Raw genomic sequence first — 14,478 nt, 5'->3', positions numbered from 1 at the left:
GCAAAACAAAGATAAGTAATCTTTTACAAATTGGATTCCACTTTCGTGCCAAATTTAGCGAAGCAGGGGCCCAATTTGAAGTTTAGGCTAATGTTCTGTACTTTTGAACTATAATTATACCACAAGTATATCCTGATATAACATGCAAACCGCTGAAGTATCTATAACTCAAAAATTAACTGCTGAAGAAATACTTCAGGATTACCGCACAGGTTGGGAAAGCCGCCACGCCAGCCTTGCAGGCCGCAAGGAAGTGTTTATGGGCAAAGCCAAGTTCGGTATCTTCGGAGATGGTAAAGAAGTGGCGCAGCTTGCTATGGCCAAGTTTTTCCAGAACGGCGATTTTCGTTCGGGCTATTACCGCGACCAGACCTTTATGTTTGCCATTGGCGAGCTTACACTGCAGCAATATTTTGCACAACTATACGCCCACACCGATGTAGAAGCAGAGCCATCCACAGCTGGTCGCGCTATGAACGGACACTTTGGCACGCGTTCCTTGGATGATGAAGGCAACTGGAAGAATATTATGGAGCAGAAAAATTCCAGCTCTGATATTTCGCCTACTGCCTCGCAGATGCCACGCCTTGTTGGCCTGGCTTATGCCTCCAAATTATACCGCCAGAACCCGGAGCTACAGCATTTAACCCAATTCTCGGTAAACGGTAACGAAGTCGCTTTCGGAACGATTGGCAATGCCTCGACATCTGAAGGGATGTTTTTTGAAGCCATTAATGCCGGTGGCGTACTACAGGTACCGATGCTGGTGTCGGTTTGGGATGATGGTTACGGTATTTCGGTGCCAGCTGAGTACCAGACAACCAAAGGAAGCATTTCTGAAATATTAGCCGGTTTCCAGCGCAACGCAGAAGGAGAGCAGGGCTACGAGATATTTAAAGTAAAAGGCTGGGATTACGCTGCCCTTTGCGAAACCTACGAAGTAGCCGTGCGCGTTTGCCGCGAGCAGCATGTACCGGTTCTGATTCACGTAGAAGAAGTAACACAACCACAGGGACACTCTACGTCGGGTTCGCACGAGCGCTACAAATCAAGAGAGAGACTGGACTGGGAAGCAGATTTCGACTGCCTTAAAAAGATGCGCGAGTGGATACTGACAAATGGTATCTCCACAACCGAGCAACTGGACCAGATCGAGAACGAAGCGAAAGAAGCTGTTCGTATAGCCCGTACAAATGCCTGGAATGCATTTGACGCAGGTATAAAAGAAGATCATGCCGTTGCACTCCAGTTACTGGATAACCTGGCAGCTGACAGCAAGCATATCACTGAAATAGCAACTATAACCGAAGAGCTTCGCAAAGTAACAGTTCCTATCCGCAGCGATGCAGTTAGAGCGGTGCGTAAGGCCTTGCGTTATGTACGCGATGAGCGCAACGCAGCCAAACGTGAGCTGGTAGGTTGGTTGGAGCAAACGATAGGTGAAAATGCCGATCGTTTCAATTCGTATTTATACAGCCAGTCTGAAGAATCTGCATTATTAGTTGAAGAAGTAAAAGCTGAGTTTGATGAGAACTCTCCGGTTGTAGATGGCCGCGAGGTGCTGCAAGCTGCTTTTGATGCTATACTTGCCCGTGACCCGCGTGTATTTGCCATTGGGGAAGACGTGGGTAAAATAGGCGACGTGAACCAGGCTTTTGCCGGCTTACAGGAGAAATATGGCGAACTGCGCGTTACCGATACCGGTATTCGTGAGTGTACGATCATTGGCCAGGGAATTGGCGCTGCATTACGCGGTCTTCGCCCGATCACTGAAATTCAGTACCTGGACTACCTGTTGTATGCAATTCAGATCCTGTCTGATGACGTAGCATGTTTACAGTACCGTACAAAAGGTGGTCAAAAGGCGCCGCTTATAGTTCGTACGCGTGGTCACCGCTTAGAAGGTATCTGGCACTCAGGTTCCCCGATCGGTATGATTCTGAACAGCATACGGGGCATGCACGTGCTTGTTCCGCGCGATATGACGCAGGCAGCAGGTTTCTATAATACCTTGCTGAAAGCGGATGAGCCGGCATTGGTAATTGAGTGCTTAAACGGTTACAGACTGAAAGAGCGCATCCCGAATAACATAGCTGAGTTTACGGTGCCACTTGGCAAGCCAGAAATCCTGAAAGAAGGATCTGATGTAACTATAGTTACCTATGGCTCGATGTGCCGTATTGTAATGGAAGCAGCCCGTCAACTGGAAGAATTCGGCATTTCAGCGGAAGTAATAGATGTGCAGACGCTGTTACCATTCGACATTGAGCATGTAATTACCGACTCTATCAAGAAAACGAGCCGCGTATTATTTACCGATGAGGACGTACCAGGCGGCGCATCTGCCTTTATGATGCAGCAGGTGGTTGATGAGCAGGGAGCCTGGAGATGGCTGGATTCGAAGCCACAATGCCTGGCAGCACAGGCGCACCGTCCACCGTATGGCTCTGATGGCGATTACTTCTCTAAGCCAAACACAGATGATGTATTCGAAGCCGTTTACGACATTATGCACGAAGCTGATCCGAAAACATTCCCGACGATCTACTAAGTGTAAGCTTTATAAACAAAAAGGCCCTGCAGCTATAGTTGCAGGGCCTTTTTTATAGTTGCTTTAGTTGAATTATCTAGTTTGTAAACAATGTAATCGGTTCAGATTCAACCACATTGCTTTTGTGTGGCACTGGTGTTTCGCGGTCGTAAATATATACTTCGAATTTGATCACTTCTCCGGGTCTGAAAAACTCTTCTGTAAATTCCATTCCGAACCGTATATCACCTTCCAGCGGTTCTTCACGGTCATCAGAGCTTATTCTCGGGAAACGTCCGCTCAGGTCGAAGCCCGCAACCGGGAACTGGTACTCCCTGAAAATAAACTGACCGGGATTGTTGGGGTCCGGCACCTGCTGCAAAAGCTTTACCTTAAAGTTATTCTCAAAAGTAGAGCCTACGTTAAAAGGAGGAGCATAGTCAGACGATTGTTTGTCACTTGATAAGCCCAGGTTACCATCGCCATCCTGGAAACCTATCACCAGAAAAACGCTGTCAATTTGCAGACCTTCATTATCATGGCTAACCTGTTCTATCCTTTTGAATGAGATCTGAGGCTCATCAGGGTAGTTGGGTTCTTTGCGGCACGATGCAAGGGCAAGCACAAGCACCACGCAGGCAAGGCTGTACTTTAGCATATAGTTCATACAGGAAAATCAGAAAAATGAAGCTAAATTTACTAAATCAAACGATTAGATATAGGATTTGTTATAAGTTTATTTGATGGATTTTAAGGCACAGTTCAAACAACAGTTACTCGGGCAACCTTCCGATTTTACCCAAATGGCGCTGTCGCTTTTCAGGTACCAGGCCCAGCATAATGTTGTTTACAAGGCATACCTGCAAAATCTGCACATCCATCCGGACCAGATAAATACACTGGAACAAATCCCTTTCTTACCTATAGAGTTCTTTAAGCAGCAAAAGGTTGCAACCGGTAACTTTGAGCCTGAAGTTACTTTCCAGAGCAGCGGCACTACACAGCAAAACCGCAGCAAGCATTACGTGGCAGACCTTGCCTGGTACAATCATGTTACGAAGCATATTTTCGAGCATTTTTACGGACCCCTGGAGCAGTTTGTAGTGCTGGCCCTGTTGCCATCTTATTTAGAGCAGGGCGGCTCCAGCCTGGTGGCAATGGCAGACTATTTTATGAAACAGACCGGGCAAAGCGAAGAAGGGTTCTATTTACATAACCGCAAAAAGCTCCACCAAACTATAGATGCGGCCCGGGCGGGTGGTAAGAAAGTATTGTTGATAGGTGTAAGCTACGCCTTGCTGGATTGGGCGGAAGAACTGAAAGGCAACTATAGTTTTAGCGGCGTAACTATAATGGAGACCGGCGGCATGAAAGGACGTCATAGCGAAATGGTGCGCGAAGAACTCCATAGTTTCCTTAAAAAAGGCTTTGGTGTAGATAAGATACATTCAGAATATGGCATGACCGAACTGCTCTCGCAGGGCTATTCTATGGGGGATGGAATTTTTAAGCCTGGCCAAACCATGCAGATCCTGCTCCGCGACCTCAACGATCCGTTTGATATTGGAGCGCATCACAGAAGTGGTGGCATGAATGTGATTGACCTGGCTAACGTAGATTCCTGCGCTTTTATCGAAACAAAAGATATTGGCAAAATGCATACCGATGGCACTTTTGAAGTACTGGGTCGTTTTGATAATTCGGATATCCGGGGTTGTAACTTGCTTGTAGTATAACATCCTTCTTTCAGTAACTGCGTTATAGCCTGCCATGGGATATGTTGTTTTTATAGTTATAGTTCTTGCTGTCTGCCTTCTTTTCTATAGTTGGGCAACACGTAAGTCGCGTAACAGGAAGAAAGTTTTGAAAACTGATTTTCCGGCGGAGTGGCGTAAAATACTGAATGACAGGGTTGGCTTTTACCATACTTTAAAAACAGATGCTGAAAAGCAGCGCTTCGAGAAGATGTTGCAACTGTTTCTGTCTGAAAAGCGCATTACCGGCATTGATGTTCAGATTGATGACCTGACGAAAGTACTGGTCGCGTCGAGTGCCATTATTCCGATCTTTGGTTTTCAGGACTGGGAGTATCCTAATTTAGGTGAGGTATTTGTATTTCCGGGGAGTATACACAAATATAAAGACCAGGACAGCGAGGCTGTGTCTGAAGTGCTGGGCCGCGTAAATCCATTTCAGAATGACCATTATGTTACCTTGTCTAAACCGGCGTTGGAGCGGGGCTTTAATGATATGGCCGATCGTAAGAACGTAGGCATCCACGAATTTGCGCACATGCTCGACCAGGCCGACGGAGAAATTGACGGTGTGCCGGAAGCCTATTTACCAGACGAATGGGTTGAACCATGGCGGAAACTGATGTACCGTAAGATCAAAAGCATTAAGAGAGGAGAGTCGGATATAGATGACTATGGTGCTACCAGCGAAGCCGAGTTTTTTGCAGTGGTTACCGAGTACTTTTTTGAGAAGCCTGAAAAGCTGGCCGAGAATCATCCCAGACTATACGTGCTGTTAACCAAGATATTCCAGCAGAATCCTAAACGTAGGTTTCGTCTCAATTTCAGAGAATTATTAAACCCATACGGGAAGCGGTTAGGCCGTAACGAACTTTGCCCGTGCGGAAGCGGCGAAAAATATAAGAACTGCTGCTTAAGTAAGAAGTCAGCTGCATAAAAAAGCCGCAGGTTAAACTATATAACCTGCGGCTTTTCTTTTTAAGTTTTTACTGTTTAGTAGGTTACAACTGGTCGGGCATACGCTTTGGCATCTTCCAGCGTAATTACGTTTCCGCTCATAATCACCAGGCGCTCTACCACGTTGCGCAGTTCACGCACGTTGCCTCGCCAATCCAGCCCCTGCAGGTATTCCATGGCGTCTGGAGCTATAGTTTTAGGCTTGTTACCATAGTCGTTGGCAATGTCATTCAGGAATTTTCTTACCAGGTCCGGAATATCTTCGCGTCGCTCGTTAAGCGGCGGCACGTGAATCAATATCACCCCCAAACGGTGGTACAAGTCTTCCCGGAAATTCTTAGCCTCGATCTCTTCCAGCAGGTTTTTATTGGTTGCCGCAATCACACGTACATCCACCTGTATATCTTTGTCGCCGCCAACACGGGTAATTTTATGTTCCTGCAGGGCACGCAGCACTTTGGCCTGCGCCGAGAGGCTCATATCACCCACTTCATCCAAGAACAAGGTACCGCCATTGGCTTGCTCGAACTTACCAAGGCGCTGCTTCACTGCCGAGGTGAACGAGCCTTTTTCATGGCCAAACAATTCACTTTCGATCAGTTCGCTGGGTATGGCGGCGCAGTTTACTTCTATTAAAGGTCCGTTGTTTCGGTTGCTGTACTCATGAATAGAGCGTGCTACCAGTTCCTTTCCGGATCCGTTCGGACCGGTTATCAGTACGCGGGCATCGGTTGGAGCTACTTTTTCTATAGCTTGTTTTACACGTCCCAGCGCGCCCGAAGTACCAACCATTTCGTAGGTTTTGGATATTTTCTTCTTCAGGATCTTGGTTTCGGTTACCAGGGTAGCTTTATCCAGCGCATTGCGTACGGTTACCAGCAAGCGGTTCAGATCTGGTGGCTTCTGTAGGAAATCGTAGGCGCCTTTTTTGGTAGCTTCCACGGCAGTATCAATCGTTCCGTGTGCCGATATCATGATGAATGGCGTATCCGGCGAAAGCTCCATCGCTTTTTCCAGTACTTCCAGTCCGTCCATACCAGGCATTTTTATGTCGCAGAGCACTACATCGTACTTACTCTTATTCAGGAGCTGCAGACCCTTTTCACCGTCTTCAGCTTCGTCAACGGCATAATTCTCGAACTCCAGAATTTCCTTCAGGGTACTACGGATGGCCCGCTCATCATCAATAATCAGAATTTTGGGCATAGGTAGAATCAGTTTAGGTTATCAGGCTAAATTAAAAAATAAAACAGCCACCGGCAAGGGTGGCTGCTGCACTTGTACGAGTATAAAACTGATTTAGCTGTAGGTATAGTATCAGCTTATTTATTAAAGGCTATTACACTGTATAGTTCAGGCTCCAGGAAATAACCACCCGGATGACGCGCTGTATAATCAAAATTGATCCAAAGCTCATCGTTGGTTTCATGGAAGTGTATTTTACCACTGTTCACCTCATCCGGAAACAGCGTTCTCACCACATGGCTCACCTCATCTATATCCTTTGATTTGCCTACCTTAACTTCGGTATACATATGGCTTTCTGAGATCACTATGCGTGCCTCGCCGCCAATTGCCATCACCGACGACGCCATCAGGATCGCATAATCATCGCAGTCGCCGGCCAGCAGCTCCATGCTTTCTACAGGCGGGGAGTAGTAGTCCATATTGATCGGGTCGTTCACATATTTCCAGTTCAGGCGGATGTGTTTGAACAGCGAAAAATAACGGGTTAACTTGCCATACTTGCGGTAATACTCGTCGTGGAAATAGCGGGTAGAGTTCTCTACGGCAAAGTTGCGCAGTTTCGGGTGCGTTGGCTGCATGGCGTTCTTTACACGCTCCTCCTGGAAATAAGTACCCTTAACAGGTTTAAAGTAAGATACCTTATGCGGGTTGCTGGTCATGTTTACCAGTGCGGCATTATAATCAGAGTAGATATCGCCAAACGTATAATTCGGGAAGGTGCTGTTATAAAAGAACACCCCCATAATAGTAAAGAAAGAAAACACCGTTAATCTTGGACTGATGCGGGTAACTATAACCGAAACAGCTGCCGAAACCATAAGCCACAACAGGAAGTGTAACTCGTATTCCATTGACTTGTATGGCGGTATGTAAAAGCTAAGTAGCACCGCCATCGGAAACACAATGATGATCTGGATAAACCGCAAGGCAAACCCTTTTGCCATTTTAGGTTGTAAGAACTGCGCCATAAATTTCCCCTCTCGCTAAATTCTGGTAATTGGATGTTACCAGTGTATTTGTATTCTCCTAACGCAAAATCCGGGCCTTATTACTCCCGGCAGGTGCAAACTTTTTTAAATTTTCTGTCTTTCACCCTGCTTGATCATAAGTTAGGGAATATTTCTTTCTTTAAAAAGATAAATTAAGTGAATGGAAGAAATTTATACTTTTGGATGAATTATACTCCTTGCGCAACTATAGTTCATATTTTGTGAGCTGGAGCCGGAAAAAGCAACTGTTTATAGTTTTGCAGAGCCGGGAAAGTCCAGCCCTTGTTGTGAAGGTTCTCCCACTGATGGTAGTATCAACAGCAAGCTATACTTCCTCCTTGTGAAAAACACAGCAGGGGCCGTTTGACTAAACTATAGACATCTTTTATAGCGACAAGCCCGGTTAACCTATGATCAGCGAATCAATTCAGTTGTTCAACCTATTGATACTGGATATACATTGGCTTTGGGGTTAAGGCCAGAACTTCTTCTGGTGTCATCAGGCGGTGGCCGTTTTTGGTATCATTTTTATAGAACAGCTTAAAACCTGTAAACTGAACCGGCTCATTTTTTATGTAGCGTCGGTAGGTGTCTTTCTTGAGAGCTGGGCCGCCCCAGCCATCCATGTGCATTACTACCTGGTAGCGTGGGTCCAGTTTAATGTTTTCGGTATTTTTAATCATGCCCTGGGTAAAGCGATGCACGATCAGCATCTTTGGCGGAATCTGGTTTTTTGTTACCAGGTCTGCAAGGTAGCTGGTGGCGTAGTTTATATCATCTGCGTTAAACGAACCGATTTTACGCCCCGGTATAGTACCATCTTTCATGGCAAATTCGGCATCAATTCCTAAATGCACATTAGGCAACTTTAGGTAGTTCTCAAGTTCCGGCAACTCCGCCTGCAACGTACTATGGCCCACCTGTACATCTAGGAAAACGATAGCATCGCGTTGTTTCGCTATCTCCAGCACTTCATCGATCATTTTATGACGCATACGCAGCCTGTACTTGCCGCCGGCACTCGGGTGGCCCTGGGCAGTTACCACTATAACATGCAGCGCTGGTTGTACCGGTGTGGTCGGGTCGGCCTTGCTCCAGTTGGCTACTTCTTCGTCCAGTTTCTGCAGCATTTGTTCCGGAGGCAATTCTCCTAAAATACCCATTCGCTTCGAAAGCGGGTTTCCATAAAATGCCAGTATGCGCTTTTCCGGTAGAATGGCGCCTGGCAGTGGTTTTGGGCCAGGGTATATCCAGGATGTATCTGCAGTGGCTTGCGCAACTATAGCTGTGGTGTCAGGTTTTACTTTGGCTTTAGCCAGCGTATCGTTGGTAACTATAGTTTTCTGTTCTGAGGGAGCCGTGGCCTGAACAGATTGTTGTGCTTCGCGCTCCTGCATGCAACTGGTGGCAAACAGGGTAGTAGTACAAAGTAAAAAGGTAAAACGATTTTTGGGGAATTCAGAGGAGGTGCGTGAGCGGGTAAACATAAAAAGAGTGTAAAGGTGTATTCTGTGGTTAAGTTAGTAAATTTATATTTACGCACACACTATAACGTCCCTCAATTATTTGAATAATTCTCTGTCCTATTTAGAATGAGTGTAATGCCTTTTCAGCCACTGGCTCAGCCCTGCAAGCCCCGGAAAAAGTACCCGCTCCGTAATGTTAGCCTGGTCCAGTTTGTCGCGTATCTCCCACTTCAATTTTGCAGGAATGATCACCCTGAAAAATAGCTCCGGGTGTTGACGCAACCATGAGCTAAGCTCCGACTTCACATCAGACATCATCGAGAATAAGGCATATTGCTGAATAATACGGGCATCAAGTGAAGGCGGCTCCAGGAAAAGCACAAAATCCTCTTTCTGAAAACTGCCTAGTTTTTTCAGCGTCGGGCTAACAGGTGCCAGAATTTCCGGGGTAAATACGCTGGCTCCCTCGTCGTTTACCGCATCCAACAGGGCAGGGGGCAGGTATTGCTTCGATTTCACATAGTCTACACACCACACTGCGCCGTCCTCCTCATATTTATCGAGCAGGTCAGTTACAAAGTGCAGGGCAACATAAGGCGAATAACTCCAGTCGAGGAGGCGGGTAGGTAAACCATGATGCTGTGCCAGGGCAAGCCAGTTCCAGATGGTATCGTCCTGTGGGGCTGTGCCGTGCGCGTACTTACGGAAGTTACGGAGAATGTGCGGCTCCAGCCGCTCAAACTGAGGACCTACGCGTGTAATGCTGGTACTCAGGTCATAGGATTTGTTCCAGCTACCCCGGTATACGTAGGACGAACGGAAACGGCCCAGCAGTGGGTCCCAGCTATGGTCGAAAAGGGCAGCCTGAAGCTCCAGCCATGAATTTACTACGATATCGGTGCCTGCCTGCATAAATTATTTTTGATTTTTCTGCGTACTAAATCTTACGGATGTTACTGAAGAACGGAACAGCCTATAAGTATACTCTTTAAATGGTAAAAGTTTATACTTTTACAGCAAACAATATTCTGAAAAATGATCACGATCTATCATAACAAGATGTGCAGTAAAAGCAGGTGCACCCTCGATCTGCTGAAAGAGAACAACCAGGAGGTTGAAGTAGTGGAATACCTGAAGACAACACCCACTGCTGACGAACTGAAAAGCATTCTGCAGAAGTTACATATGAAACCTGAGGAGTTGGTGCGTAAGGGTGAAAAGGTATTCAAAGAGAAGTTTGCGGGAAAGAGCTTAACAGATGAACAATGGATTCAGGCAATGGTAGAAAACCCGGTTCTGATCGAAAGACCTATTGTAGTGAAGGGGGATAAAGCCGTTATTGGTCGTCCTCCGGAAAATGTGTTGAGTTTGTTATAGTTGCTATTTTTCATCCCGAGCGAAGTCGAAGGATCTTATATGTTTTATAGATAGCTATTCCTTCTTTGTCATTTCGAACGCAGAGAGAAATCTATCTCAGCTTATAGTTGAAGTCTTTTGCAACTGGAACTAAGTCTTCTTTTCAAATTTCCTTTCATCCTGGGAGCTCTACTCACAATAGTTTTAATCTAGCTTTGGTGCACTCACGGCCGGGAGGCCCCGTCTTCGGGCATCGCGCGGCTGCTTTCTTGCTATCCTCGTTCCTCGGATTGCCTGGCGGCACCGCAACAAATCAAAGGCGCTTAACCCAAAGACTGAGATCTTTCAATAGCTATAGTTCTTCTGTATTTTAACCGGTAAGCTTCGAGATTGATCATGGTAGTATTTTCGTAGGGACAGGTAAACCTGTCCTTATCGTGGGCTGTAACTATAGAACTATAGTTTGTGAATTGGTAAAGGTAGCAATTGTCCCCTTGAGGGGACTACAGGGTGTTAAAACCGTAACTATAAAACGATAACCTCAACTATAACTATAGCAGCAATTCCCCTCTCGGGAGGGGCAGGGGTGGGTTAAAACGGCAACTATAAAACGATAGCCAAATCACAATCAGGCACTGCCTTCCATTGCAAATCCACTTAACCTTACTTTAATCCCTTCACTACCTTTGCCAATTCTTCTGTTAATGCTCTCCTTGAGAAACGGGCATGGTTGATATATGGCAGGTCTAGATTCGGATTGATCTTCCAGGCTTTGCTCATTTGCGTGAGGTGATCCAGCATCAGGTCGTAAGCAGTGTAATGAAACAGGCGGCCTGCGCCACATTCGTCTATGATCTGGTCCATGGCAGAATGTACCGGACCAAGCGCAACGATCGGTTTGTTGGATGCCAGATACTCAAACAATTTACCCGGAACATTGGCATATACTGTATCCACGTCTGCAATAGAGAGCAGCAATAACGTGCTCTCCATCATATACTTGATAGCTTCCTGGTGCGGTACAAACGGGATGTATTCTGTAATACCCAGTAAGCCTGCCTTCTCGATGCGCAGCTTCACACCTTCCGACACTTTGCCTACAAACCGGAGCTTATAGTTTATTTCGCTGTGCGTAGATAGCAGTGTTGCCAGTACTTTCAGGAAAACATCAATATTATAGTTTTCAGTGATAGTACCGGTATAAGTTATCAGGAAAGTATCCTGCGGCGGGTTGCTCGGGAAAAGGAAATCCTCTTCATCATACCCGTTCGGAATCACATGGATCTTGTCGGCATGCACGTTGGCGGGCTTGTTCAGGAACAGTCGCTTGGTGTCTTCGCTGGTAACTATAATGGCATCGGCTTGCTCAAGTACCTGCCGCTCAAACTTCTCGTCCAGGCGTCTGGCAATAGGCGTATGCAGTAGCTGGTCGTAATAATGGATGTTGGTCCAGGGGTCGCGAAGATCGGCAACCCAGGGCAACTTGTATTTTTGCTTTAACTTAAGGCCAATAAGCTGCGTAGAATGCGGCGGACTGGTGGTAAGAATGGCTTTGTACTTGCCTGCAACTATAAGCTCTTCCGCTTTTTTCAGGGCATGTTTGTTCCAGCCAACACGGGCATCAGGAATAAATAAATTGCCGCGCACAAACTTGAAAACCTTATCTAAAAAAGTGTCCTTGGTCTTCTGGTTGGCAAAGCCGCTGTACGGAATTTCTTTTTTGCCCGATAATTTTTTATAGTACTCAAAAGGCTCAGAAGTAGGCGTGCGGTAAACTTCTATCCCCTCCGGGATTTCTTTCTCAAAGGTAGGGTCTAACAACGCATAGGAAGCCTGTGCTTCATCAACGGTAAGTATGCCCGGAAGTACGCCAAACTGTGGCAGGTATTTACAGAATTTTAAGCCACGCTGCACACCTGGTCCTCCAGATGGCGGCCAGTAATAGGAGATATATAGTAAGTTTGTAGTATCGGTCATTTCCAAAGCTATGGTTTGCTTAGCTCTCGTTTCAAATATAAGAAATATATATACTAATTACGGCTTAATAAGATTACCTGAACCACTGATGAAGGAGATTGGTTAGATAAATAAGGTTTATAGAAAGAAGACTGTTAGATAAAAATAGGAAAGTTTCTGACTCAGAAGGGTATTAAAATGATGCAAATTGCTCAATTCATTTTTAATCACTGGTTCAGACAAGCAAATTTTGTTTATTTTTGTAGGTAAATCCAGAAGAAAGAGATGTTTGATAATTTAAGTAACAAACTAGACCGCGCTTTTAAAACCCTTAAAGGCCAGGGTAGCATAACCGAGATAAACGTTGCTGCAACTATAAAAGAGGTGCGCCGCGCCCTTGTTGATGCCGACGTTAACTATAAAGTTGCCAAAACTGTAACCGATAAGATCAAAGACGAAGCCATGGGGCGGGATGTACTTATATCCGTGTCTCCGGGCCAGTTAATGGTGAAGATCGTGTATGAAGAGCTGACCGAACTGATGGGCGGCGAGAAGCAGGATATTAACCTGAAAGGTGATCCGGCGATTATCCTGATCGCTGGTCTGCAGGGTTCTGGTAAAACTACCTTTACTGGTAAGCTGGCCAACCATATTAAAAAGCAGGGCCGCAGCGTGCTGGTAGCTGCCTGCGACGTGTACCGCCCGGCTGCGATAAACCAGCTGCAGGTACTGGCTGAGCAGGTTGGCGTTGAAGCATATACCGAACTGGAAAACAAAAATCCGGTTCAGATAGCGCTTAACGCAATCGAGCATGCTAAAAAGACAAATAAGAAAGTAGTAATCATCGATACCGCCGGTCGTTTGGCCGTGGACGAGGCGATGATGAAAGAAATAGCCGAAATCAAAGCTGCTGTTAAACCAACTGAAACGCTGTTCGTGGTGGATTCCATGACGGGTCAGGATGCGGTGAACACAGCTAAGACCTTTAACGAGCGCATTAACTTTGATGGTGTCGTGCTTACCAAACTGGATGGTGACTCCCGTGGTGGTGCGGCCCTTTCTATCCGCGCTGTGGTGGAGAAGCCGATCAAGTTCATCTCGACTGGTGAGAAAATGGAAGCGCTTGACCTGTTCTACCCGGATCGTATGGCACAGCGTATCCTGGGTATGGGTGACGTTATTTCCCTGGTAGAGCGTGCACAGCAGGCCTTTGACGAAGACGAGGCGAAGCGTATCAACAAAAAGATCCGCAAAAACCAGTTCAACTTCGACGACTTCCTGACACAGTTGGAGCAGATCAAAAAGATGGGTGATATCAAAGACCTGGTTGGTATGATACCAGGTGTTGGCAAAGCCCTGAAAGATGTAGAGATCGATGACAACGCATTCAAGCCTATCGAAGCTATTATTAAATCGATGACGCCGGCCGAACGCGAGAACCCGGATATGATAAACGGCAGCCGCCGTGCCCGTATCGCCAAAGGTTCTGGTACCGACATTACACAGGTAAATAACCTGATGAAGCAGTTCAACGACATGCGCAAAATGATGAAGTCGATGAACAAGATGGCCGGAACCCGTGGTGGTTTAGGTAACCTTGCTAAAATGATGGGTCGCCGTTAAGCGGAACCTGTAAACTATAAAACGAAAGGCTGGGCAATTGCTCAGCCTTTTGTTTTATAGTTGCTTTCTTGTGCGCCGAGGTTCTTTCACCAGAAAGAATGATAGTTCCTTCCACATCAGCTTCGAGATGTGCAGCAGCAACTATATCCCCAACCGGCTGTTTACAGAGACCAGCTATCCCCAGTCTACCATACTCCTCTAAAAAGTGTTTGAACTACAGGTTGCATCACCGTTAAGCAAACTATAGAAAGTATTGTTTTTACACTACCGACAAAATTCTCCCTTCAAAAACTGTCCTGTTGTCTTGCGCATGTTCTGGTATCAAACTAGCCACAAGCAGTAAGCGCTACAAAGTATCCGCTAACCAGGGGCTGATAAAACATATTCTGCACAAGAGTGTTGCTAGTTAAAGTACACTGGCTTTCTTATCAGTTGTATTTCAAGCCTTTGGCTCCTGTTTTCTCTTCGGGCATAGTGTTCTTATACACCTGACAATGCTCACAACCGGCTACTCAAACACATTGCTGGCAATCTTTTGAAGCTACTGCCTGAAAATGAGGACTTTGATGATAAGTATCAATCTCTTTAATGATCATTGT

At 46.1% G+C, this 14,478-nt stretch carries 12 protein-coding genes; 5 read left to right on the top strand and 7 right to left on the bottom strand.

Going from position 1 to position 14,478, the window contains the following annotated elements; all coding sequences use genetic code 11:
- Positions 1 to 142: 142 nt before the first annotated feature.
- On the top strand, positions 143 to 2,551 hold the full coding sequence (locus KYK27_RS09650; RefSeq protein ID WP_199109811.1) for a thiamine pyrophosphate-dependent enzyme: 2,409 nt from the start codon (positions 143 to 145) through the stop codon (positions 2,549 to 2,551).
- 76 nt (positions 2,552 to 2,627) lie between these two features.
- On the opposite strand, the gene KYK27_RS09645 is transcribed toward KYK27_RS09650, so the two are convergent.
- Complete coding sequence (locus KYK27_RS09645) at positions 2,628 to 3,188, bottom strand: hypothetical protein (protein ID WP_233150361.1); 561 nt, start codon at positions 3,186 to 3,188, stop codon at positions 2,628 to 2,630.
- An 85-nt stretch (positions 3,189 to 3,273) separates the two neighbouring features.
- Here KYK27_RS09645 and KYK27_RS09640 point away from each other — a divergent pair, with 85 nt between their 5' ends.
- Both KYK27_RS09640 and KYK27_RS09635 read left to right on the top strand, forming a co-directional pair.
- Entirely contained in the window at positions 3,274 to 4,266 is a 993-nt protein-coding gene (locus KYK27_RS09640) for an acyl transferase (protein WP_199109809.1), read from the top strand.
- Positions 4,267 to 4,300: 34 nt separating this feature from the next.
- A complete protein-coding gene (locus KYK27_RS09635; RefSeq protein ID WP_199109808.1) occupies positions 4,301 to 5,221 on the top strand; it encodes a zinc-dependent peptidase in 921 nt (306 codons plus the stop codon).
- Between the two features lie 56 nt (positions 5,222 to 5,277).
- Here KYK27_RS09635 and KYK27_RS09630 read toward each other — a convergent pair whose 3' ends face one another.
- The 4 genes from KYK27_RS09630 to KYK27_RS09615 all read right to left on the bottom strand — a co-directional run bounded on the left by KYK27_RS09630 (position 5,278) and on the right by KYK27_RS09615 (position 9,856).
- The gene (locus KYK27_RS09630) at positions 5,278 to 6,447 is read right to left on the bottom strand and encodes a sigma-54-dependent transcriptional regulator (RefSeq protein WP_199109807.1); all 1,170 of its coding nucleotides are present in this window, start codon (positions 6,445 to 6,447) and stop codon (positions 5,278 to 5,280) included.
- Positions 6,448 to 6,563: 116 nt separating this feature from the next.
- Complete coding sequence (locus KYK27_RS09625; protein ID WP_199109806.1) at positions 6,564 to 7,457, bottom strand: transglutaminase domain-containing protein; 894 nt, start codon at positions 7,455 to 7,457, stop codon at positions 6,564 to 6,566.
- Between the two features lie 461 nt (positions 7,458 to 7,918).
- Positions 7,919 to 8,965, bottom strand: coding sequence for a hypothetical protein (locus tag KYK27_RS09620; RefSeq protein ID WP_233150360.1), 1,047 nt, complete (start codon positions 8,963 to 8,965; stop codon positions 7,919 to 7,921).
- A gap of 96 nt (positions 8,966 to 9,061) precedes the next feature.
- Entirely contained in the window at positions 9,062 to 9,856 is a 795-nt protein-coding gene (locus KYK27_RS09615) for an FRG domain-containing protein (RefSeq protein WP_199109805.1), read from the bottom strand.
- Between the two features lie 123 nt (positions 9,857 to 9,979).
- Between KYK27_RS09615 and arsC the strand changes: the two genes are divergently transcribed.
- Positions 9,980 to 10,321, top strand: coding sequence for an arsenate reductase (glutaredoxin) (gene arsC / locus KYK27_RS09610; protein WP_199109804.1), 342 nt, complete (start codon positions 9,980 to 9,982; stop codon positions 10,319 to 10,321).
- Positions 10,322 to 10,963: 642 nt separating this feature from the next.
- Here the strand turns inward: arsC and KYK27_RS09605 are convergent.
- A complete protein-coding gene (locus tag KYK27_RS09605; protein WP_233150359.1) occupies positions 10,964 to 12,277 on the bottom strand; it encodes a glycosyltransferase family 4 protein in 1,314 nt (437 codons plus the stop codon).
- Positions 12,278 to 12,541: 264 nt separating this feature from the next.
- Between KYK27_RS09605 and ffh the strand changes: the two genes are divergently transcribed.
- A complete protein-coding gene (gene ffh, locus KYK27_RS09600; RefSeq protein ID WP_199109802.1) occupies positions 12,542 to 13,879 on the top strand; it encodes a signal recognition particle protein in 1,338 nt (445 codons plus the stop codon).
- Here ffh and KYK27_RS09595 read toward each other — a convergent pair.
- The gene (locus KYK27_RS09595; RefSeq protein WP_199109801.1) at positions 13,857 to 13,994 is read right to left on the bottom strand and encodes a hypothetical protein; all 138 of its coding nucleotides are present in this window, start codon (positions 13,992 to 13,994) and stop codon (positions 13,857 to 13,859) included. The genes ffh and KYK27_RS09595 overlap by 23 nt on opposite strands.
- Positions 13,995 to 14,478 lie beyond the last annotated feature (484 nt).

The sequence above is a fragment of the Pontibacter populi genome, assembly GCF_019336435.1.
GTDB lineage: Bacteria > Bacteroidota > Bacteroidia > Cytophagales > Hymenobacteraceae > Pontibacter > Pontibacter humidus.
Note: the sequence above shows the minus strand (reverse complement) of the source record. Positions and strands in the feature narration are given on the sequence as shown.

Bases quoted from the DNA above. Each gene is read 5' to 3' on its own strand.
- KYK27_RS09650 (WP_199109811.1), top strand. From the start codon at position 143: ATGCAAACCGCTGAAGTATCTATAACTCAAAAATTAACTGCTGAAGAA.
- KYK27_RS09645 (WP_233150361.1), bottom strand. From the start codon at position 3,188: ATGCTAAAGTACAGCCTTGCCTGCGTGGTGCTTGTGCTTGCCCTTGCA.
- KYK27_RS09640 (WP_199109809.1), top strand. From the start codon at position 3,274: ATGGATTTTAAGGCACAGTTCAAACAACAGTTACTCGGGCAACCTTCC.
- KYK27_RS09635 (WP_199109808.1), top strand. From the start codon at position 4,301: ATGGGATATGTTGTTTTTATAGTTATAGTTCTTGCTGTCTGCCTTCTT.
- KYK27_RS09630 (WP_199109807.1), bottom strand. From the start codon at position 6,447: ATGCCCAAAATTCTGATTATTGATGATGAGCGGGCCATCCGTAGTACC.
- KYK27_RS09625 (WP_199109806.1), bottom strand. From the start codon at position 7,457: ATGGCGCAGTTCTTACAACCTAAAATGGCAAAAGGGTTTGCCTTGCGG.
- KYK27_RS09620 (WP_233150360.1), bottom strand. From the start codon at position 8,965: ATGTTTACCCGCTCACGCACCTCCTCTGAATTCCCCAAAAATCGTTTT.
- KYK27_RS09615 (WP_199109805.1), bottom strand. From the start codon at position 9,856: ATGCAGGCAGGCACCGATATCGTAGTAAATTCATGGCTGGAGCTTCAG.
- arsC (WP_199109804.1), top strand. From the start codon at position 9,980: ATGATCACGATCTATCATAACAAGATGTGCAGTAAAAGCAGGTGCACC.
- KYK27_RS09605 (WP_233150359.1), bottom strand. From the start codon at position 12,277: ATGACCGATACTACAAACTTACTATATATCTCCTATTACTGGCCGCCA.
- ffh (WP_199109802.1), top strand. From the start codon at position 12,542: ATGTTTGATAATTTAAGTAACAAACTAGACCGCGCTTTTAAAACCCTT.